The organism is Alkaliphilus crotonatoxidans, from assembly GCF_054658015.1.
The window spans coordinates 471,324-494,124 of the sequence record NZ_BAAHXS010000004.1; the positions used below are offsets into that span (position 1 = coordinate 471,324).

The 22,801-nt window shown below is 40.0% G+C and carries 20 protein-coding genes; 4 read left to right on the forward strand and 16 right to left on the reverse strand.

The annotated features are described in order from the left end of the window. Positions 1-48 precede the first annotated feature (48 nt). The 4 genes from ACYQ1I_RS04830 to ACYQ1I_RS04845 form a co-directional block, all read right to left on the reverse strand. A complete protein-coding gene (locus tag ACYQ1I_RS04830; RefSeq protein ID WP_459762910.1) occupies positions 49-780 on the reverse strand; it encodes a nucleotidyltransferase family protein in 732 nt (243 codons plus the stop codon). Positions 781-799: 19 nt separating this feature from the next. Next, positions 800-1,477 carry a GntR family transcriptional regulator gene (locus tag ACYQ1I_RS04835; RefSeq protein WP_459762912.1) on the reverse strand — a complete coding sequence of 226 codons (678 nt, stop codon included), beginning with the start codon at positions 1,475-1,477 and terminating at the stop codon, positions 800-802. Beyond that, on the reverse strand, positions 1,470-2,345 hold the full coding sequence (gene ispE, locus ACYQ1I_RS04840) for a 4-(cytidine 5'-diphospho)-2-C-methyl-D-erythritol kinase (protein WP_459762914.1): 876 nt from the start codon (positions 2,343-2,345) through the stop codon (positions 1,470-1,472). Before ispE ends, ACYQ1I_RS04835 begins: the two co-directional genes overlap by 8 nt. 175 nt (positions 2,346-2,520) lie before the next feature. After that, entirely contained in the window at positions 2,521-4,095 is a 1,575-nt protein-coding gene (locus ACYQ1I_RS04845; RefSeq protein WP_459762916.1) for a DUF3794 and LysM peptidoglycan-binding domain-containing protein, read from the reverse strand. 346 nt (positions 4,096-4,441) lie between these two features. On the opposite strand from ACYQ1I_RS04845, the gene ACYQ1I_RS04850 reads away from it, so the two are divergent. After that, positions 4,442-4,855 (forward strand): hypothetical protein, encoded by a 414-nt coding sequence (locus ACYQ1I_RS04850; protein ID WP_459762918.1) that lies wholly within the window; start codon positions 4,442-4,444, stop codon positions 4,853-4,855. Between the two features lie 118 nt (positions 4,856-4,973). On the opposite strand, the gene arcC is transcribed toward ACYQ1I_RS04850, so the two are convergent. The 6 genes from arcC to ACYQ1I_RS04880 all read right to left on the reverse strand — a co-directional run bounded on the left by arcC (position 4,974) and on the right by ACYQ1I_RS04880 (position 11,668). After that, entirely contained in the window at positions 4,974-5,936 is a 963-nt protein-coding gene (gene arcC, locus ACYQ1I_RS04855) for a carbamate kinase (protein ID WP_459762920.1), read from the reverse strand. A 215-nt stretch (positions 5,937-6,151) separates the two neighbouring features. Next, a complete protein-coding gene (argF, locus tag ACYQ1I_RS04860) occupies positions 6,152-7,144 on the reverse strand; it encodes an ornithine carbamoyltransferase (RefSeq protein WP_459762922.1) in 993 nt (330 codons plus the stop codon). A 34-nt stretch (positions 7,145-7,178) separates the two neighbouring features. Continuing rightward, the gene (arcA, locus tag ACYQ1I_RS04865; RefSeq protein ID WP_459762924.1) at positions 7,179-8,405 is read right to left on the reverse strand and encodes an arginine deiminase; all 1,227 of its coding nucleotides are present in this window, start codon (positions 8,403-8,405) and stop codon (positions 7,179-7,181) included. A 279-nt stretch (positions 8,406-8,684) separates the two neighbouring features. Then, on the reverse strand, positions 8,685-8,951 hold the full coding sequence (locus ACYQ1I_RS04870) for a Veg family protein (RefSeq protein WP_459762926.1): 267 nt from the start codon (positions 8,949-8,951) through the stop codon (positions 8,685-8,687). Between the two features lie 413 nt (positions 8,952-9,364). Next, positions 9,365-10,792 carry an N-acetylmuramoyl-L-alanine amidase gene (locus tag ACYQ1I_RS04875; protein ID WP_459762928.1) on the reverse strand — a complete coding sequence of 476 codons (1,428 nt, stop codon included), beginning with the start codon at positions 10,790-10,792 and terminating at the stop codon, positions 9,365-9,367. Between the two features lie 426 nt (positions 10,793-11,218). Then, positions 11,219-11,668: a MarR family winged helix-turn-helix transcriptional regulator gene (locus tag ACYQ1I_RS04880; RefSeq protein WP_459762930.1), complete on the reverse strand. Its 450-nt coding sequence runs from the start codon at positions 11,666-11,668 to the stop codon at positions 11,219-11,221. Positions 11,669-11,875: 207 nt separating this feature from the next. Here ACYQ1I_RS04880 and ACYQ1I_RS04885 point away from each other — a divergent pair, with 207 nt between their 5' ends. The 3 genes from ACYQ1I_RS04885 (at position 11,876) to ACYQ1I_RS04895 (ending at position 15,932) form a co-directional block, all read left to right on the forward strand. Next, the gene (locus tag ACYQ1I_RS04885) at positions 11,876-12,037 is read left to right on the forward strand and encodes a hypothetical protein (protein ID WP_459762931.1); all 162 of its coding nucleotides are present in this window, start codon (positions 11,876-11,878) and stop codon (positions 12,035-12,037) included. Positions 12,038-12,818: 781 nt separating this feature from the next. Then, positions 12,819-14,228, forward strand: coding sequence for a Na+/H+ antiporter NhaC (nhaC, locus tag ACYQ1I_RS04890; RefSeq protein WP_459762933.1), 1,410 nt, complete (start codon positions 12,819-12,821; stop codon positions 14,226-14,228). Positions 14,229-14,555: 327 nt separating this feature from the next. Beyond that, a complete protein-coding gene (locus tag ACYQ1I_RS04895; protein WP_459762935.1) occupies positions 14,556-15,932 on the forward strand; it encodes an FMN-binding protein in 1,377 nt (458 codons plus the stop codon). A 52-nt stretch (positions 15,933-15,984) separates the two neighbouring features. Here ACYQ1I_RS04895 and phoU read toward each other — a convergent pair whose 3' ends face one another. The 6 genes from phoU to ACYQ1I_RS04925 form a co-directional block, all read right to left on the reverse strand. Continuing rightward, positions 15,985-16,635: a phosphate signaling complex protein PhoU gene (phoU, locus tag ACYQ1I_RS04900; protein ID WP_459762937.1), complete on the reverse strand. Its 651-nt coding sequence runs from the start codon at positions 16,633-16,635 to the stop codon at positions 15,985-15,987. 41 nt (positions 16,636-16,676) lie between these two features. Beyond that, positions 16,677-17,471: a phosphate ABC transporter ATP-binding protein PstB gene (gene pstB, locus ACYQ1I_RS04905; protein WP_459762939.1), complete on the reverse strand. Its 795-nt coding sequence runs from the start codon at positions 17,469-17,471 to the stop codon at positions 16,677-16,679. 16 nt (positions 17,472-17,487) lie between these two features. Beyond that, positions 17,488-18,417 carry a phosphate ABC transporter permease PstA gene (pstA, locus tag ACYQ1I_RS04910; RefSeq protein ID WP_459762941.1) on the reverse strand — a complete coding sequence of 310 codons (930 nt, stop codon included), beginning with the start codon at positions 18,415-18,417 and terminating at the stop codon, positions 17,488-17,490. A gap of 2 nt (positions 18,418-18,419) precedes the next feature. Beyond that, positions 18,420-19,343, reverse strand: a complete 924-nt coding sequence (gene pstC / locus ACYQ1I_RS04915) for a phosphate ABC transporter permease subunit PstC (RefSeq protein ID WP_459762943.1) — start codon at positions 19,341-19,343, stop codon at positions 18,420-18,422. 128 nt (positions 19,344-19,471) lie between these two features. After that, entirely contained in the window at positions 19,472-20,488 is a 1,017-nt protein-coding gene (locus ACYQ1I_RS04920) for a PstS family phosphate ABC transporter substrate-binding protein (protein ID WP_459762945.1), read from the reverse strand. A gap of 113 nt (positions 20,489-20,601) precedes the next feature. Beyond that, a complete protein-coding gene (locus ACYQ1I_RS04925) occupies positions 20,602-22,758 on the reverse strand; it encodes a methyl-accepting chemotaxis protein (protein ID WP_459762947.1) in 2,157 nt (718 codons plus the stop codon). Positions 22,759-22,801 lie beyond the last annotated feature (43 nt).

Sequence of the window (22,801 nt, forward strand, 5' to 3'; positions counted from 1 at the left end):
AGAACTTTCCTGTAGATTATAAAAAATCCAAGGTATGATAACCTCGGATTATACCAAATAGTTTTCAATTTTAACCTTATCTTCGGGATGATCTAAATCGTGACAAATTTCGGGGGAATGACTGATATAGGCCTTGCCCCTTAAATGAAACTTATTGTAAAGGTATGCTTCTAATTCACATAAAGACAGACGCTTCATCAGTAATTTAAAAACAAACCTGATTCCCAGCAGCTTACACATTTTCAACGGGTCTTTACGATGTCTTACAACTGCCCTGGCCATTTTCTCAATTTTTTCTATGGCTCCGGGGGAAACAACAAATAAATTTCCCCCTGTAAAGGTTCCCTCCTTCAGAGTCACGTAGGTACGCTTTAAATCAGGATACATTCCTTCACAAAGTCCCTTTTCAACAATCGGATAAAATATGTCCACCGGCTGCCTTAAGGCAGCCTTAAGGAATCCGCTTACGTTGGTTGCCTTTAACAGCGGAATATCGGCTGTTGCAATTAACAGATGTTCATCTTCAATGAAATATTTAACTGCCTCGAGAACATTATCAATAATGGAACCCCTATCCTGAACCAGCAGATCTACCTGATGGGCTATTAAGGGCTTCAGAGAATCAACATTTCCAATAACCATAATTTTATCAACTTCATCGGCAGCCTTTAGCGCATCAATTACATAATGAATCATAGGCCTGTTTTTTAATTTTACTAACGCCTTACTGGGTTCTTCTTCATTGACCCAGCTGCCTCCAGCTAAAATTACAGTATTCATTAGATTGCCTCCTACATAATTACTCTTTAATATGCAGTACAGATTCCATCATGTGGTTGCTAACATTTTCTATGTGCTTAGTTGCACATTCATATACCTTTTCTGCATCCCGCTGATGCAGTGCTTCTAAGATAGCTTGATGCTCCTCTACCAAAGCCTTGGCCTTATTATATTCAGAAATGTAGTTTACTCTGAAGCGGTAGATTTGCTCACTTAGCCCCTGAGAAATTTGGGTAAGCTTATTATTCCGGGCCGAAGTAAAAATTCTGTCATGAAATTCTACATCTTTTTGAATCATTCCCTCAATATCATCCTTTTGATAGCATTGCTTAAATTGATAAAAGAGCATTTCCAGTTCATCAAGCTCCTCGTCGGTCATTCTTTCAGCTGCCAAGGAAGCGGCCAGACCTTCAATGACAACTCTAATTTCCAATACCTCCATAATATCCTTAATTGATACATCAGCCACATAGGCTCCCTTTCTGGGAATCATCACGACAAGCCCCTCTAATTCCAGCTTCCGAATGGCCTCTCGAACAGGGGTCCGGCTAACTCCAAGCTGCTCAGCCAGTTGTATTTCCATCATTCTTTGGCCTGGCTCCAGCTTCCCCTCAAGAATAGCCTCCCTCAAATTTTCAAAAACGATTTCCCTAAGGGGCTTAAATCCTTCAATTTTTAAATTTTGTAAATTATTCATCCTCATTCCTCCTACAATAGCTTTGTACCATAAATGTTTGCTTATATATAATTGCAAGATTTTCATAGGCAGATTTTGCCCGCTCAAAGCTTTTATAAATGCCAAAGACTGTTGGTCCACTCCCTGTCATCATGCTTCCCAGGGCATTGTACTCCATCATTTTACTCTTAATTTCCTTTATGATTGGGTATTTCGATTCGGTGACGGTTTCCAGAACATTTTTCATGTTTTTTGCCAGGCCCACTACATCACCACATTCAATAAAATTTAATAACATCATCGTATCGGGTCTATCTTTCATTTTAGACAAATTCAGCTGTCCATATACTTCAGCTGTTGAAACAGATATTGCAGGCTTAGCGATGACCATCCACAGATTTTTAAGCCCCTCTATGGGCGTTAATTCTTCACCTATTCCTGTTCCATAGGCAGCTCCTCCCAATACACAAAAAGGAACATCTGCCCCAATTTTCACCCCCATTTTCATCATATCCTCGGTTGTAAGACCCAGCCTCCACAGTCGATTAAGTCCCTTTAAAACAGCGGCAGCATTTGAACTGCCCCCTGCCAGTCCCGCCGCCACAGGGATATTTTTTTCAATATAGATATCAACTCCCTGTTGAATTTCAAATTGTCTGCGAAGGATTTGTGCCGCCTGATAAGCAATATTGCCCGAATCCTTAGGTATATACTCGCAATTGCTTCTAACTGTAATATCATTATCTTTTCTTTCAGTAATGGTGATCGTATCGAATAAATCTATTTGCTGCATAATCATTTGTACCTCATGATATCCATCGGGCCGTTTGCTCAAGACATCAAGGGACAAATTGATTTTAGCTCTAGACTTTAATTGTATCCGCTGCATCCTATTCTCTCCTTCATGTATACCTAACTGTATATATTATATAATAAGACGCCCTTCTCCTGCAAAAGATTTGCTTCTTTTACAATTTTTTTGGAGTTTTCCGTGCTTCCTAAGGAAAGCCACCCAACGGCCTGTACACCCTTATACAGTTTGAAAGGCCGCTTAAAGCGGCCTTCTAAAAGTTAAAATTGTGAACCTTTTCAATTAAAATGTAATCTCCAGTGGTAACATCCTCGGGTGATACTAATTGATTGCTTTCTAAAATTTGCTTCACCGTCGTTTGATACCTTTTAGCCACCTGCCACAGGGTGTCTCCAGGCTGCATAAAGTATACCGTCAGGCTGGGTCGCTTTGCCGGGTCCTGGGACTCCTCCAGCTCTTCAATGGAATGAACTACCTCAATATATTTATGGGTATAGGCCTCGCAGCTTGCCCCCACTGTAACCTTAATGTCTACCTGGGTTCCATTGAGAAGATGATAATCTACCTCCTCCAGCTGCAGGTCAATATTAGCCTCCATTCCTTCAATGAGTCCGACCATATCAACATAGTGCCTGAAGGGAATCTCCTGTTTAAAGCTATAGAGGGGCTGCAAATCCTCCTGGGAAACATAAATTACAGAAGCCTCTAATATACCCTCTATTACTGCTTTTTCATCTACAATGTGATAATCGGTCAACAAGGGCCTTACCTGTACTGAAAAGAGGCGATCAATTTCTGGCTGGGTAGTCGGTACATCCAGGGCTTCACGAAGCATGACGTGGGATCGGTTCATCCCTATATTTTCCTTAAGGCTGACCAGGTTTTTACCCACCTTTAGGCTTTTACTGGGAGAATAGGCGTCAACGATCAGTTCCCTGGTACGGGTATCCAGTACCTTAACGGCCGACTTTGTTACCGCTTCTACCTCAATGATTTTTCTTTCCCCCTGGAGCGTTTCCTTGACATCGGTATATAGCTCTTCAACACTGAGCTTAATCTTATATTTCATACTATCGTCGATGTTGGCGATTTCAGTAAAGTGTGTAAAGGGGATTTCCTTCTTTAAAATATTTAAGCTGTTCATTTCATCATCGGCAATGTACAATAGTTCCACCAATAACGTACCTGCCGCAATTACCTTATCCTCAGATATTTTCGTTTCCTTCTCAACTGCCACAGCGTTCCATTTCAGAATTTCCTTAACTGGGGACTCCTGGTCCTCCAGCTCAAAGGTATCCTTTACCAGGGCTTCTGATACGGCCTCGCCCGCCACCTCTGTGTACTGAAATTCCTCCCTCAACACCTGGATATCCTCTAGACCCGTTACTTCCCTTGCTACCTGCTGTTGAACACCCTCTATGGCAGTACCAAAAAGATTAACCACTGCCTTAACTCCGATCTTTCGCTCATTATTAATGACGTATTCAATGTGCTCCAGGTCGCCCTGTACCTCTGCCTTCATTTTTGAAGTAATGCCTTCAATGGGAATGGCATACTTGAAAACGGTACTGCTATCTATGCTATATAGCGGCTCTTCTCCTCTGTCTGAAACGTATAAAATTTTAAATTTGATGACACCCTCAACATTAATTTTATTTTCCAGTACTTCCTTTTTGGTTACTTCCATTGCCCCATCAACAGAGATAATTCTTGTTATATCAGGCTTAATATCAGGCACTAAGATATCTCCCTCTATGATGGCCTGGGCAGTTTCTTGACCAATAATTTGATCTACAGTAAACATATCCTTCTGCAGCTCTACAGGCATTTTCTTTCCTCCTTCCAGATATTAAAAAGTCTTATTATATTAATATTTAGCTCATCATAAATTATGTTATAAAGTTTGTATAGGCTCTGAGTTCGTCCAATTAAAGCTCTATAATATATATGATGCTGTATAGTAAAAAAGAAGTGAAAAGGAAAGATATTCATCAATATTTTTTTAAAGCTGAATCGATTGAGTCCTTATCCTGATTAAATATAAATGGAAAAAAACAAGTACCTGGAAAAGACTATTCAACAGTAGATTTTCTAACATTTGACATTTAAGTATATTTTTTATACAATTGTATTTGAAAGGATAAACGGATAATGTTTATAAGGAGAAATAATATATGAAAAAGAAAATGTTTACTGCTACCAGTGTCTTGATTGTTTTACTGATGATCATGCTTATGATTAAATTAACCAATGATCGGTACTACAATGAGGTTTCCTTCGATGTTCTTTCATATGAAGCGTCACCGCAATTTGTAAAGGATGAAATTCAAGGTAATATTAGTTCAAACTCCAGCTTTACTATTAAGGGTAGCGATGGTCTATATATTGTCGTTATTCCACCAGAAGACAAATCCGTAGAAGTTTTTTTTGTAGGAGAAGACGAAGATACAGGCTTGGGAATTGCATATAAATACACATATACCGACAAAATAGACGAAGATATATTTAGTAATATTAAAATAATTAAGATTAATCATTATGATGGTGTAGTGAATGGTATTTTCGTCAGTAATGCTTCATCTGATTAAACTCAGAAATAAAATATAGTTAGGTCTGAAGAAGTATGATCGTATTAAAATAGTCTTTTAGTATAAAGTGCTAATGGAAAAGGTGAGGATGTTTTTCCTCACCTTAGCTTATAATCCACTATTCTCCTACAATTATGGTTCCTGTTTTCCCCATCAAACCTTCTCTGGCCTTTTCAAGAGATGTGATTAATGCCCTTCGACCAGGCCTGGATTCTACAAACCTTACAGCTGCCATTATTTTAGGAAGCATCGAACCCGGGGCAAAATGATTCTCCTCAATATATTGCTTAATCTCTTTAACAGTCACCTGGCCTAAATCCCTTTGCTGGGGGGTATTAAAGTAAATGGCGGCCCTTTCAACTGCAGTTAAGATAATCAGTAAATCGGCTTCCAAAAGCTCTGCAATTTTTTCAGAGGCAAAATCCTTATCAATAACGGCCGCCACACCTTGAAGCTGGTTTCCCTTTCTCAATACCGGCACTCCGCCTCCACCGACGGTGATTACCACATGACCTGCTTCCACCATGGATTTGACCACAGGTGCCTCTATTACATCTATGGGAAGGGGCGAGGGGACAACCCGGCGCCAGCCTCGGCCTGAATCTTCCTTCATGGTATACCCCTTTTCTTCAATCAAACGCTTTGCCTCATCTTCGTTAAAGAAGGAGCCCACAGGCTTTGAGGGATGATTAAAGGCGGGGTCCTCTGGATCAACCACCACCTGGGTGACAACACTGGCGATACATTTATTAATATTCCGCTTCATCAGCTCTTCGCCAATTGCCTGTTGAAGATGATAACCAATATAGCCCTGACTCATGGCGCCACATTCAGGAAAAGGCATAACAGAAAAGCCTTGATCATGGTGATTTGCCCCTTCATAGGTGGCGACAATTTGCCCCACCTGAGGGCCATTTCCATGAGCCAATATTACTTCATGGCCCTCTTCAATGAGGTCAACAATTGGTTTTGCCGTTTCCCTTGCGGTTTTAAGCTGGGCTTCTGCCCCAGTATTTTGGGGATCAGCCTGTAATGCATTTCCTCCCAGTGCCAGGACAATTCTGCTTTTTCGCTGTATCATTTTACACTCGCTCCTTTACATAGGATAGGATTAGAGGTTAAAAACGTTTTTGAATTGTATTGATATAATTATGATGCCATGTCAAATCGATATTTTCTTTATTTTGGGCATAGCAAAAAGACATGGAAGACTATCTACTACGCCTTGCATCCTTCCATATCTAGCTGCTCTTTTGTTTCTTTTTCCCTTTTCAGGGCCTAGATTGGTACAGCTGCCTATAAGGTCGCCACCATGACTGCCTTGATTGTATGCATTCTATTTTCTGCCTCGTCAAATACGACAGAGTGCTTGCTTCTGAATACCTCATCGGTTACTTCCATTTCCTTGAGGCCAAAACGATCAAATACTTCCTTGCCCACCTTGGTTTCTAAATCGTGGAAAGAAGGCAGGCAGTGCATAAAGATTACATCCGGGTTTCCTGTCAAATTAATCATATCCATGTTAACCTGATAGGGTTTTAGCTGCTGAATTCTTTCTTCAAATTGATCTTCCTCACCCATAGACACCCATACATCAGTATAGATGACATCGACATCCTTCACTCCCTGACCAATATCTTCAGTTAAGGTAATGGTTGCTCCGGTTTCCTTGGCAACCTCCTTCATCTCTTTAACCAAGGCTTCGGCAGGGAACAAGGTCTTGGGTGCCACTGCTCTGAAATCCATTCCCATTTTAGCCGCCCCAATCATAAGAGAATTGCCCATATTGTTTCTGGCGTCACCAACATAGGCAAATTTCACCTTGTTAAGGGGCTTATTGACGTGCTCGGTAATGGTCAACAGGTCTGCTAAAATTTGGGTTGGGTGATAAAGGTCTGTTAATCCATTCCATACCGGTACGCCGGAATGGGCGGCAAGAATCTCTACGGTTTCCTGCTTAAAGCCTCGAAACTCAATGCCATCGTAAAATCTTCCCAGCACCCTGGCGGTGTCCTCCAATGATTCCTTTTTACCAATTTGGGAATCGTTGGCTCCCAGGAAGGTAACCTGGGCTCCTTCATCAAAGGCAGCTACCTCAAAGGCACACCTTGTTCTTGTGGAGGTTTTTTCAAACAACAGGACAATGTTCTTTCCAGCCAATAAACTCCCCTTAATTCCCATTCTTTTTTTGGCCTTCAAATCCCTTGACAAATCTAACAGATATCGAATTTCCTGAGGTGTAAAATCCTTTAGGGTCAATAGACTTCTTCCCTTCAAATTGACAGGCATCGTGATTCCTCCTTTGTCTTATTATTTAAGGCTGCTACAATAAAACTTCCCTTACCAGGGGCATTGACATACATCTTGGCCCGCCCCGGCCCCTTACCAGCTCAGAGCCTTCAATTTCAATTACTTCTATTCCATGGTTTCTAAGGGTTTCATTGGAAGCCTCATTTCGATTATAAGTAATCACAACTCCCGGCGCAAGGGCCAGTGTATTGGTGCTGTCGTTCCACTGTTCCCTGGCAGCTGTAATTTCGTCACCGCCACCACTTTGTATCAGTTCCACCGCAGGGAGTTTCAGAGCACGCTTCAGGGCCTCTGTCAGATTTTTGGTTAAGGTCACCTTTGGGGTTGTTTTTCCCAGGCTAAGATCGTAGGCAATCAATTGATCCTCGACACCTGGGTATATGGTAAACTTGTCATGATCGATCATGGTAAAAACCGTATCAAGGTGCATATAGGCCCTCGTAAAGGGGATTTGTACCGCCAAGACCCTTTCAAACTCTGTATTTTGTAATATTCTTTGGGTCAGTATTTCTATTCCTCTGGCAGAGGTCCGCTCACTACAGCCAATGGCCAGTACCTTGTCACTTAAAACTAATATGTCGCCCCCTTCAATGCTGTAGGTTTCCTTATAGTCATACCAGCGGGGGGTCAATCGATTATCAAATAATGGATGATATTGATAGATATACTCTAAAAACATCGTTTCTCTATCACGGGCAGGGGTCTTCATTTTATTGATGACCAGACCATTTCCGACAACCGCTCCGGGGTCACGGGTAAAATAAAGATTGGGCAGTGGATTTATATAAAAAGGATAATGCTCTTTAATATAATCTACCAGATGAAACTCCCATTTAAGCTCTGGAGCATCCTTTTTGTGCAGACCTGAGATCGATATTTCTACAATTTCTCTATTGCTTTTAGATAACATATATTCTATGATCAGCAGCTCAAGTTCTTCATGGGCAATATTACAATTTTTTACCACATCATGAACAAAGGATTTTTTAACCGTTTCATCACTGATACATTCCGTCAATAAATCTTCGTAGTAATAAACATCGCACCCCCTTGATTCCATGGCCTTGGCGAACAAATCGTGCTCCCTTTGCATTTCCTTTAGCCATGGTATGTCATCAAATAACAGCTCATGAAGATACTCAGGCGTCAGCCGCTCCAGCTCCTTACCTGGCCGATGGAGCAATACAGCCTTTAGTTTTCCGATTTCTGAGGTTACATTAATGAATGATTTGCGTCCCAATCCCTCCAGCCCCTTTCAGAATTGAATGGCATGATTGAATGTTTTTACTATTTCAAAAATAGTATACCTAAGTTTTATACATAAATCAAGTGGCTATTTTTTAATATTCTTTATATTTTTATACATGAATTGAATATTTATTCGCATAATGTATACATTGATATTCTTTTGTCAATTAAAATCAAAATCAGAGATTCCCTTTCCATCATTTCTGCTGGAGACATCTTGAATTTATTCATTTTATAAAGTCAAAAAAAAACCACCCTACTGGTGGTCCAATTAGCTTACCTTTATTTGTTTATTGTCCTTACAAATTGTAATTTCTACGGTTTCAGTTAAAATATCTGAATAGCTATAGGATACTCTACGTACTGAATCGTATCCCCCATCGATTCTGACAACAAATATATTTGGATATGTGTTCTCTAATACGCCTTCTCTAACGAGGGTCTTTTTTCTGCCCTTATTTGCTTTAAGTGTAACCTTTTGTCCTACAAACACCTCAATATTCTGTCTAATTTCATTTAAGGTAGTTCTGGTTGCCAAAAAATCACCTTCTTTCACTTATTCACATCAAATTATATCATATTATCCACATGGTGTCAAATGGGTAATAAAACATTATATAACCTTACACCCACATTTGTAAAGGGTTTTTTAAAATTTTTTAAAATTTTTTTCTTCTATTGTTAATAGTATTCTGTATACCTGCCCAATAATGCAAAATAATTAAGTATAAGACAGTAATTAATCTGGAATATAATTGAGGCCGGCCTCCTCAAAGATTCCATCAAGGTTTAAATTTGACAATAGTAAACAAAGCCCTAAACCTGACAAGCTTTATTTAAACAACCAGGCAAGAGATAGACATAATCAATTTCAAATTACAAGATAAAACAGCTATAAAATACCTTGGGTTTCAGTTGGCCGGCCCACTGAATACTTTTTTATTCAATCAATTACAGGTTTAATTGGTAATATGACACAATAGAATCAGCTATGGAATTGGCAATATCCTGCCTAAATTTTTCATCCAGTAGTCGTTCTTCTTCAATGGGGTTCGATAAATACCCTACTTCTATGTGCAGCCCACTTACTTTAATATCCCTCAACAGGAAAAAGTCTGCAGTTTTCACTCCTCTGTTTGCCAGATTGAGCTTACTTAAATTATCAATGATGATTTCTGAAAGATTTTTAGCTTCGCTATCTCCACGATAATAGTAAATTTCTGTACCCGATAAATTGGAATTTCTAAGATAGTTTTGATGAATGGATAAAAAGAAATTAGGTTTGACATTATTGGTAAGCATTGCTCTTTCGGTGACAGGCACATAAACATCTTCTCTTCTGGTCATATAAACCGTTGCCCCCAGCTCCAGCAGCCTTTTTTCAAGATTTTTGGCTATATCAAGATTAATATCCCGTTCTCTGGTTCCCTTAGGGCTGACATGATCTTCTCCCATTTCACCGCCATGGGCAGCATCAATTACTAATACCTTGCCCAATAGCGGACTTTTTATACATGGAACAACAATTTTTTCTATTTTTACACCGGTATAGTAGTATGTTAGAATTTCTTCGGCCTTCTTCCCCTCCAGAGCCATCTGATTGGCCCCATACTGGCAAAGACCCAAGCCTTCTCCTTTCCCCTTCGTTAAAAAGCGTATAAACTGAGGCTGCCAGCTAAACCTGGTGGAATCCAGTTCCAGCCTTCTCATTAATTCTATTCCGTCAAATTCTCTGCCCGCAACCTTTAAACTTCTGACTCTACCCGTCTCATCACGATCAATATCATACAACATTCCCTCAATGGCTCTATTTTTTGTAGAATCGCCCTTTGAAAATCGAATCCCTAACCTGGATTCCACCTCTTCTATGGGAATATCCTTATAATTCAATTCGTATGGGCTATTCTGACAATATTGGCAAAGTACTCTTCTTAAATATAGTACAACATTGCCCGTTACGTTTTCGCTGTTTTCTGTTGCCCCTCCACAAACGGCATGATACCTGGCATCAATGGGATTATCATTAAATGTAATAATTTTTCCTGCGGTTTCCTCCACCGCCAGGCTAATCAATTGAACCTGCTCATCGTATTTCGCTCCCCATTGATTACGATATTCCTCTAGGGGCATCCATTCAGGAAAAAGGCTATGGGGAATTCCATTCTTGATATGGGCTGTCTTTATCCTTTCTTTAGAATTTAAATAACGCAGCACAGCAGTACGCATAATAATACTTTGACACTTTAATGCCTCAATATGAAAAGATAGTGGCATACTGTAGGCCACCAGCTCTTTAATGAAACCTTCTATATTTCTTGTAATCACGTTATTTTCTTTGGAATCATATATATTAACAATTAAACTATTGATTTCTCTCACAATCTTTACCTCCTTTAATCTTTTGAACCCGGTTGGCTTTTAACTATCATCAATTTCTTTAATAGAACAAGGTCTTCCTTTGAACGATTGAAAGGACGACTTTAATTATGATAAGTGAAAACTTTCCCAATAGATAAAAAAATAGTCGTTTCGGTTCTTGACCCGTAGACCAATGCTTGATCTAAAGGAGATTCTATTTTTAGTGATTAATGACTAAATTGAATCGAGGCATGGGAATACTCCCGCCTCTAATAAAATTGATGTATTATATCATATGAATAGATGTGATTCCTGGTGCATATTCCATTATCCGTCTTCATATAATTAGTAGGTTACCCTGGATAATATCCCTTACATAATAACAAAGCCCAGTACCATTCTAATAAAATAGAAGGGCCTGGGCTGGTAAGGCTTAAGTATTAATGATTAATATCTACATTTTTTATCTTTAAAAATTTGATTTAAAATAGTAAGTCCTGAATAAACCTCTGCCTGCTTCTGGTGGTCCAATTGATCAATAATTTTTAAAAGGGAAAGCTGAAGCTGTTCCTCAAGCATTTTAATGACAGTATACCCTTTATCGGTAAGCTCCACAAAAACAGTTCTACGATCCCGGGCCGAACTGCTCCTCTTTACAAAGCCATACTCAACCAGTTTATTCAAGGTGGTGGTCATGGTTCCCTTACTGACTTCCATTTCGTCACTTAAATTAGACATACTACAGATCTTCATATCCTTTATCATGTATAGTACTTTAAATTGTGACACTGATAAATGATACTCACAGTTTAATTGGTTTTTAAATTGATATCTTAGCCAGCTGCCAAAGCAAATAAAAAAACCATGAATCAAATTTGAAATTTCTTCATTTGGCAAAACAAATCAACCTTCCTTTCTCCAATACACAATTATATAACTAATATCGGTACAATTTCAATAACGAATAATTTGATTTTCAAAATAATTCTTGTCAAAGAGGCATTTCTCCTATATAATAATATTGACACATCTATATTTTTTTACATCACTATTTTGATTCTCTAAAGGTTTGAAAAATGTATTATATTGGGGGAGGGATTTTTTATGAAATGCCCTATATGTGGTAATGAAGATACAGGTAAGTTAAGTAAATCAAGATATTTTTGCAGCAATTGCTTTATAGAGATTTTTTTTAATAGAAAGGACAAGCTCCAGATTTTAAAAATATTAGAGGATGGCACAACCTGTGCTATGGCCGTTAAGTGATAAAATTAAAAACAGAAATAAGGCTTTTTAATTTATAAAGGTCAGCCAACATTTAATGTTAGGCTGACTTTTTTATTTTGCTCCTTACTAGGGCGTGTCTGAAAACCCACTCAAGGGCATCTTTCACCGCTTTTTTGTCCCACGCAGCGTTGCTTTTCCTTAACGTATTCCTGGTATGCCTTCAAAAAAGTAGCCTTGCTTGGAACAAAAATTCAGTAAAATCTGCACCCTTCGGAGTATTCAGACACACCCTAATCTATTTATATTTCACCAATATTATTAAACAAATAATCTGCTTTCTATAGAGAACAAATTTTTATATGATTATTCATATTTTTTCCTAAACTTTAAACCGCTTACAAAATATAGAAAAAAAATATAATCCCTTAATATGGAGGGGCTGAAAGGAGTTTGGATATGAATTTTTCTTTTGTAAGGATTGAATTTTTATTCTCTTTATTGTATAGTTATATTTGTTCCTCAGCTTCATTTTCTCCTGGCTATTTTCTATTATACAAATAGGTATCTGAACATATATTTCAATTTTCGTTATTAACAGACATTTTTTTCTTGTATTATGAATACGCTTCTACCGAAACCATGCTATTATGTAACTGATATGAATTATTATTTACAATATTCCGAATATATTTGAATTTTTTTAATAGATATGCTATGATATCTTATATGTGTATTTTTATACAATCAATTACTGACTAATCTTTAAAGCACATATATGTATTGTGGCGTTAAGATAAAATTATTTAAAGGAGGAGAATTTATGAGTTTAAGACAGAAGAAGGATCCGACCCTATTCCATGCACTAATTCCGATTTTTATTTTAATGATTACCTTGTCTGTTGGTATTTTAGTCTTTGGGGCAGATCCTCACATTCCCCTGATTTTTGCCACTGTAGTTGCTTCCATTGTTGCGGTTTTTATGCTGGGCTATAGCTGGAACGAGCTGGAAGAAGGCATCATTGACACGATAAAAATGGCCATGCAGGCAGTTTTAATTTTAATGGTTATTGGCAGCATCATTGGTACATGGATTTTAAGTGGTACTGTTCCTACAATGATATACTATGGATTGCAAATTTTATCACCTGGTATCTTCCTCGTGGCCACCACCATTATTTGTTGTATTGTTTCTTTATCAACCGGAAGTTCCTGGACCACAGCTGGAACCGTAGGAATCGCTTTGTTAGGGATTGGTTATGGATTAGATATGCCCGCCGGGCTTGTGGCCGGAGCAATCGTTTCCGGGGCCTATTTTGGTGATAAAATGTCTCCTTTATCAGATACCACCAATCTGGCACCGGCCATGGCAGGCGCTTCACTATTTGATCATATTAGGCATATGATTTATACCACCGCCCCGGCCTTGATTATTTCTTTAATTCTATATGGAATTATCGGTATACGCTACGCTAAAGCCACCCTCGATACCAGCCAAATTGACGGTATATTGTTAACACTGGCTGAAAACTTTACAATTTCTCCCTTGCTGTTGATTCCCCCCATCGTTGTAATCATTTTAGTTGTTTTAAAAATACCAGCCTTGCCGGGATTAATCGCTGGAGTCTTTCTGGGAGGCGGTTTCGCAGCCTTGTTCCAGGGTGCTTCATTGGGTGATATCATTGGGGCTGCCCATTATGGATTTTCCATTGAAACTAGCAATGGTGTCGTCAACGAGCTGCTGAACGGCGGCGGTCTGGACAACATGATGTGGACTGTTTCGCTAATTATTATTGCCCTTTCCTTTGGTGGTGTTATGGAGCGCACGGGAATGCTCCATGCCGTTGCCGAATCGATACTGAACTTCGCACAATCAACCGGCTCACTGATCTTTGCCACCGTTATCACCTGTATTGTAGTCAACCTATTAACCGGAGAGCAATATTTAGCTATTGTTGTCCCCGGCAGAATGTATAAGGATGTCTATGCCGAACGGGGAATTCACCCCAAGGTATTATCCAGAGCCCTGGAGGGTTCAGGTACCGTTACCTCTGCCTTAATTCCATGGAATACCTGTGGAGCCTTTATGGCCACCACCCTAGGGGTTTCTCCTGTGGTTTACCTGCCCTATGCCTTCTTTAACCTGTTAGTACCAATTATCAACGTTATTTACGGATTTTTGGGAATAACCATTCCTACCATTGAAAAGCAGTCTGAGACAGTCGTATCATAATGATAACCATTTGAAACGTTAATCCGATCAAGGTCTATATCCATTGTCAATCTAGTACCCTGCGTCATTTAAATTGACGCAGGGTACTATTATTCGTGATATTGAAAAGAAAACGAATCCCCTTATTCGTCGTTATGTTATTAACCTATTGCGGCGCCTTTAAGATGAAATTTTCATTGATACCAATTCGTTTTTAATATAAAATCTTATTTTTTCATTTAAAATAGTTAAAAATTTATTTAAAATAATAAGGCATTATGATATTATATAAGTGTTGTATACAGATAAAGGCATTAATAAATTTAAAAATTATGGAGGTGCTTTGTTTTGGATAAGAAACAAAAAATGGCAATTGTTATCCTGCCATTGCTGGCCATTGCTTTAGTGGCTGGGGGGATGTTTTTAAAACAGCAGACCGCTTCAACTCCTTCTACCTACGTGGATGGAACCTATGAAGGGGTAGGGCAAGGATTTAATGGGGATATTAAAGTTGCGGTAACGATTGCAAACGGAGAAATTTCCAACATTGAGCTGCTGGAAATTGATGATACTCCTGGTTTGGGTGATAATGCTGCCAATCAGATCATCGAGGCGGCTATTGCCGGAAAAACTGCTGATGTTGAAGTAGTTTCCGGTGCTACCAAGTCAAGTGAAGGTACCATCGAAGCGATTAAGGCGGCCTTAGCCCTTGCCAGTGGCGGCGGTGCCTTTGCCGATGGAACCCATGAAGGGGTTGCCCAAGGCTTTGGCGGCGATATCAAGGTAAGCGTGGTGGTTGAGGGCGGAAAAATCACAAATATTGAAGTCCTTGAAAATAGTGAAACTGCTGGCTTAGGAGATGTTGCCATTGACCAAATTACTGCTGCCATTATCGAAACTCAATCATTAAATGTCGATATGGTTTCTGGGGCGACTAAATCCAGTGAAGGAACCATTGCTGCGGTGAAAAATGCCTTAGGCATGGGAGACTCTGAAGAAGAATCAGAGGATGCCACTGCAGAAATAGTGGATATTGATCTTGGAGCCCTTGAAAATGGTGTCTATACAGCATCTGAGGAAGGCTTCAAGGGTGAAATTGAATTGAGTGTTGAAGTTCAAGACGGAAAAATTGTCAAAATAGATATTTTAAATCAAAGTGAAACTGAAGGCCTTGGTGACGAAGCCATCGATGCAGTAATCGCCCAAGTTATTGACAACCAGGATGTGAATGCCGACGTTGTAACCGGAGCTACTTATTCCAGCGAAGCTGCTAAAAAGGCAATTATTAAAGCCTTAGAAGGAACACCGGCTCCCCTGGAAGCAGCTGAAGCTCCTGAGGAAGTAGAAGAAGATGAGCCTGCTTCTGCTGAACAGCCCGCTCCACCTTCTACACCTGCCGCCAATGAGCCTGCGGCAACTACGCCTGCTTCCGAGCCAGCAGCATCTGGATTCAAGGATGGTACTTACAAGGCTTCCACCAATGATAGCTTCTATGGTGAACCGATTAATGTTACCATCACAATTTCTGGCGGTAAAATTACGAATGTAGCTGTTAGTGAAAATGAAACGCCTGAAATAGGCGGTGAAGGTGCAAAAAAAGTTGCTGCGGAAATTGTAAAAAGACAGTCAGCTGATCTTAAGGGATCTGATGTAGCCAGTGGTGCAACTGTCACTGCTGATGCCGTTATTCAAGCTGCTAAGAGCGCCTTGAGTCAGGCTAAATAATTTATCAATACTATAAAAGCCTCGAGCTAGCTCGAGGCTTTTATATTTGCCATTAATTAATCTCTACATTCTCTCCTGTTACTATATAAATTACTCTTTCCCCGATATTGGTGGCATGGTCAGCAATTCGCTCTAAATATCTTCCAATAAAGATTAAATTAGTTGCCTGGCGGATAATTGAATGTTTTTCAATCATCTTATTAATTAATTCAGTATAGATTTTAAGATACAGCTCATCTACTGCCTCATCGTCAGCGGCCACCTCTCTGGCCTTATTAACGTCTAAATCCATAAAGGCATCTAGACTCTTTTTAACCATCGCCTGGGCCAGCTTTGCCATCTGGGGCAGGTCAATCAACGGCTTAACAAATGGCTCATGGCCGATTTCAAGGGTGGTTTTGGCAATATTAACAGCGTGATCCCCCATGCGTTCTAAATCGGTGATAATCTTAAGTGCCGTTCCAATTAATCGTAAGTCCTTTGCCATGGGCTGCTGTAGGGCAATCAATCTCATACATTCCATTTCGATTTCTAATTCCAAGGCATCAATCTGATCATCCATATCATATATCTTTTTTGCCAGCTCCAAATCTTGATCCATTAGCGCCTTAATTGCTTCTTCAATAATTTCTTGAACCATAGCCCCCATTTTTAATATTTTCAGATTTAAATCCTTTAATTGAGTAATAAATTGATTTCTCATATTTTCTCCTTCCGCAATCCTATTGATCTATTAAAATAAAATCAACCAAATCGCCCTGTAATATAGTCCTCGGTCCGTTGATCCTTTGGATTTGAAAATATTGCTGTGGTATCACCAAATTCAACGACTTCTCCCGAAAGGAAAAAAGCTGTTTTATCAGAGATTCTACCCGCCTGGTGCATAGAATGGGTTACAATAACAATTGTATAGTCCTTCTTTAAGGTTTCAATTAAGCCTTCTATCCTATGGGTCGAGATGGGGTCCAGGGCCGAGGTGGGCTCATCCATTAACAAAACATCGGGCTGTACCGCAAGGCACCTGGCAATACAAAGCCTTTGCTGCTGCCCCCCTGAAAGCCCATAGGCATTATCATGAAGCCGATCCTTTACCTCATCCCATAGCGCCGCACTCTTCAGACTGGCTTCGGCAATTTCCATTAACCTTCTTTTGTCCCGAATACCGTGGATTTTGGGCCCATATACAACATTTTCGTAAATAGACTTAGGAAAGGGGTTAGGCTTTTGAAATACCATACCAACCCTGGTTCTTAGCTCTTCAACCTGAAAGGCTTTATCAAATATATTTTTACCATGGTATAAAATTTCACCTGTAGTTCTGACGGTGGGGATGATCTCTACCATTCGATTTAATGTTTTAATAAAGGTTGATTTACCGCAGCCTGATGGGCCAATAATTGCCGTTACCTCATTTTTTTCTATGGTAAAATCAAGATGTTTAAGGGCCTGTTCATTCCCATACCAAAGATTTAAATCATTCACATCATATATGATTTCTTTTTCCTTTTTATCATGATTTTTAATATTCCCAGTAGTCAAGGTAAGTCCTCCTATTTTAGTATCGTTTTTGAAACTTATTTCTAATTAGAATGGCGACAGAGTTCATCATAAATAATAAGACCAATAAAACAATGATGGTGGCAGCAGCCAGGTTCGCATATTCTGGAGTAAGGACTGTATCTAAGGTCCAATAATAGATTTGAATTGGCAAAGCTGTAAAATCATCCATCACCCCGGTTGGTATTTTTAAGATTAATGTTGGAATTCCCAGTACAACCAGGGGAGCCGTTTCTCCGATGGCCCTAGACAAAGCCAAAATCGATCCGGTTAAGATTCCTGGCATGGCCACAGGCAAGACAACGGTTCTGATGGTGGTCCATTTAGTAGCCCCCAGGGCATAGGAGGCATCCCTTAAAAAGCCTGGTACCGCCCGAATAGCCTCTTGGGCAGCAACAACCACAATGGGCAACACCAATAGAGACATGGTTAATCCCCCGGCCAGAATACTAGAGCCCAAATTAAACAGCCTGCCAAAGACCGTTAAACCCAACAAACCAAAGATTACAGATGGAACACCGGCCAAATTAGAGATATTGGTTTTGATAAAGGCCTGAAGCTTTCCATTGCCGGCATATTCCTCTAGATAGATCGCTGTGGCTACCCCCAGAATGATTGTTACGGGAGCCACAATGGCCATCAGCCAAAGGCTGCCCAGGATAGGCCCTTTAATTCCAGCCTTTTCTGGAAAAATTGAAAGGTTATTTCGCAAAAATTTCAAATTTAGCCAGCCGATACTCTGGCTGATAATTCTATATAGTAATATTCCCAGTACCAGCAGTGCAAACAGGGTGGATAAAATAAAAATCCCCTTAGCCACCTGATCAAGGACAACACGTCTTTTCATTCTGCTCTTAACTGCCCTGCTGTTAAAATATGATTTTTCTTCCTCTTGATGTTGTTGATGTTGAATGATTTCCGCATTCATGATTAGTATTCCTCCCTATATCTACGTGAGATATATTGTGCCAGTAAGTTCATTAAAAGGGTAAAGGCAAACAGTAAAAGTCCCACAGCGTACAGGCTATAGTAGCCCAGGGTTCCGCTTCCAGCATCACCACTGGTAAATTCTACAATATAGGCAGTCATGGTCTGCATTGATTGGGTAAAATCAAAGGTAAAGGCCTTTGAGCTGCCACTGGCAATGGCCACAATCATTGTTTCACCGATAGCCCTTGAAATACCCAACACAAAGGAGGCAATAATTCCTGAAAATGCCGCCGGAATCACTACTTTAATGGCTACCTCCAGCTTTGTAGAGCCCAAAGCCAGTGCTCCTTCCCGCATGGCATTGGGAACGGCGTTCATGGCATCCTCAGAAAGGGAAGCAACCATGGGAATAATCATAATTCCCATCACCAGCCCCGGACTCAGGGCATTTTTAGCCTCTAGGCCGGGAATCAGCTTCATTAGCAGGGGAGTCACAAAGGAATAGGCAAAAAAACCGTAAACAATGGTGGGAATCCCCGCCAGCACCTCCATAATAGGCTTTAAGACCTTTCTCAAGCCCTCTGATGCAAACTCACTTAAGAATAATGCAGCAGTTAACCCGATGGGTATGGCCACAAACATAGCAATTACTGAGGTTATAATGGTACCATTGATCAATGGTAAAATACCAAAGGAGGGGTTCGCACTTAAGGGGGCCAACTGGGTACTAAACACTTCCCTAAGGGGAACCCTACTGAAGAACTTTAGGGCATCGAAAAGTAGGGTAAAGACAATACCGATTGTTGTCACAACAGAAATAGAGGCTGCCAATAAAAAAATAATTGGCATGATTCTTTCTGATCCCCTCTTTTTCTGAGAAAAGCTCTTTTGAATCATTTCTCTAACATTAGTAGTCGTATTCATTTCACCGGTTCCTTTCCAGACTATTCAAAAACTATCTTTAACGCCAGGGTAATTTTACAGGTATTATAAACAGCTTTAAGATGAGAAGCCAAGCCTTCTCATCTTAAAGCCACACTATATAAAAACCATTACTTTAGTGCATCTAATTGTTTTGCATATTCAGCATACTGGGCAGCAGGCAGTGGTGCAAATCCATTTTCACCAGCTAACTTTTGGGCTCCATCGGGTGAAACAACATATTTAGCGAAATCAAGGACCTGTGGCTTTTCCTTTGCATATCTGGCATTCAAATAGGTAAAGACAGGGCGGGTAAAGCCGGCATAGGGCAAATCTTCACCGATGGTTTCCAGTGTAGGCTCAACTGGCCCATTACCAAAGTCAATTTTGACTGCTGTCAGTTTATCCTGATTGTTTACGTAGTAACCGAAGCCAAAGAATGCAATGGCGTTTTTATCCTTTGAAACAAGATCTACCAGGGTGGAATATTCCTGTTGAAGATTGGCAGTCTTAACCATTTCCTGCTTTCCAAGGATCACTTCATAGAAAAATTCGTAGGTTCCATGATTTTCATTGGGTCCGTAAAATTTAATTTCCTCTTGGGGCCAGTCTGGTCGAATATCAGACCAAAGCACCTTGTCATCTTCTTTATGCTTGCCTGAAAGGTACATATCAATTACTTCTTCCTTGGTCATTTCGGTTGCCCAATCATTTTCCTTATTAATCACCATGGTTAAACCATCAAGGGCTACCTTAAATTCTAATACATCTTCTCCCATCTTTAGGCCTTGGGCTTCCAGCTCAGCCACCTCTTCACTCTTGATTTCCCTTGAGGCATCTGCAAAATCCAGTTCTCCCGGTATGAACTTTTTAAAGCCTGCACTGGAACCGGCACGTCCTACTTGAACGCTGACCTTGCTTTGTACGTTAGTCATATATTCCTCTGCAATATGGGCCATTAACGGATATACTGTACCAGATCCATCAATAATTACTGCTCCTTCAAGGGCTGCTCCGTCATCAGTTTCATTTTCCACTTCATTTTGATTTGGTGTATTGTCTGTTAGTTGATCATTTCCTCCACCACATGCAACGACAGACACCATTAAAGCCGCAATGAGTAATAACATAAAGATCTTTTTAAGCATTAAAAAATCCCCCTAACGATATTTTTTATATATCTTACATGTATACTATATCGAATAACCCAACGGGCAGTGTTATCGCCGAGTTAATCATTTGTTAAGAACATGTTATGTCGTTAAAGCTTGAATTTCCTTACCAGCCTTTGTAGCTCCTGAGCCAGGGTATCTAGCCCTTCACTTGAGCTTGATATCTCTTGCATAGAAGCACTTTGTTCCTCAATAGAAGCTGAAATTTCTTCAGTATTACTTGAGTATTGCTCTGATAATTGAGCTAGCTTCAATATTTCCGCCTCCACCTCAGTTCTCATCCCATTCATTCTTTGGCTAGAAACATTCAGTATTTTAACCTTTTCCCCTGAAATTCTAATGGCATCGGCGATTTCCAGATATTTATCCCTGGTTAAATCCACATATCCCCTCTGTTGGCCGGCAATATTGATTAAGCCCTCCATGGTATCCACCACCTCCATGGTACCTCGCCTGAGCCTATGGATAATGCCATTAATAATTTTAGAAGATACCTTAGACTGCTCTGCCAGCTTCCTAATTTCTTCTGCCACAACTGAAAAGCCCTTACCCTGTTCCCCAGCCCGGGCAGCCTCAATGGCAGCATTTAAGGCCAATAAATTGGTTTGATCTGCAATGGCCATAATCAATTTACTGGCCTCTTCAATTTCCTTAGTACCTTCATATGATTTTTGAATACTTGCCTGGGCTTCTTCATTGGCTTTTTTTGCCTCAAGGGTTATATCCGACAGCTGTTTAATCACATTTAGCCCCGACTGTACAACCTCCCCTGCCTCTTTGGCAGCCAGGGTCATTTCATTTAAGTCTTTAAGATTATTTTCTATTATATTGCTTAATTCTTCTGTCTTATTGGCACTTATTTGAGCAATATGGGCCTGATCGGCCGAGCCCAGGGAAATTTCGCTAATTCCCACAGCTACGGTCTCGGCCGCCAGGGAAGCATGTAGTGTGTTACGCTTTAACTCCTCTGATGAGCTGACCACCTGCTGGGCAGAGCTTTCCACAGCAGTAATGATTTTACGAAGATTGTTTTGAATTTTGATAACTGCCCTTTCCAAATCGCCTATTTCGTCTTTCCTTTTAACCTGTTCTAGATTGAGCTCATTTTGTAGTTGATAATTGGCAATATCACTGGTTCGGCCAATTACAGCTTTTATTGGCCCGGTTATGGTTCGGCCCAGCTTGGCCGCAATAACAGTGCAGATGGATATTACTAGAATAGCAATTATTAGTAGTGTGTTTCTTAGATCCTCAATGCTTCGATAAGCTTCGTCCTTATCCACCTCGATGATTAAACCCACAGGGCTGTCTCCAATTTGAACCACTGAAAGGGTACCTATAACATCCTTACCTGTGTATGACCTGTATTCCAGGGTTTTAGTAAAATTAAAATCTTGATTGGCTATGGGTTCCTGAAGAAGGGTTTTTGCCATTGAATCCAATTCTTCTTTCAAAGCCGCCGCCTCATGAAAGGGCTCCTTCATTGTATTGGTTAAAAATAGTCCTTCACCATTAATTAAATAGGAGTCAGCCCCCGGGGCCAATTTATCAACCCCATTTTGTACAATTTCGTTGATTCTCCCCTGGTTTAAAACAATATTGATCGTTCCAATAGGGGCGTTCCCCAGCGTATCCTGGGGGGCATATACCGGAGTAGCTAACACCATCAGATTATCTTTAATAAAGCTGTTCCAAAAAATATTAGACCAATTTTGCTGCCCTGCCATGGCCTTGCTTGAAAAATCCCCTGAAAAGACCAAAGGGGCGATATCGTTTCGGTTATACCGATAACTAAAAATCACTTCGCCATACAGGTTGGTCAGAAAGATATCTGTATATTGGTGCTTTTCAATCACATCACTTAAGTAGTATGTAAATTCCTCCATGATGGCTTCCTTCTCTTCTTCATCGGTATCAAGCAAATTAAGCCTATCGATTCCGTCACTGATGGTTCTGGAGCCGGCCAATATATTGCCATCGCCTTCTCGATTATAAAAGTACTCATTCATCCGATCAATGGTCAGGGTTGTGAACAAATGATTACCCTTTACTATTTCATCCTCGATCTTATTACTAGAGCTTTGAATACTGATGGTACTGATGAGGATCATCGGTAATAGTCCTGTAACCAGGGCCATAAACAATAGCTTTTTTTGAATTTTGAAATCATTTAAATGAAGTGATAAAAACCAGCCCTTTAACTTCTGAAGCCTCGCCTTTCCATTGGGGTTGTTCATTTTTTTCATCAATTTTTTCCTCCAGCTAAATAAGATAGATAATTTCCGCCCC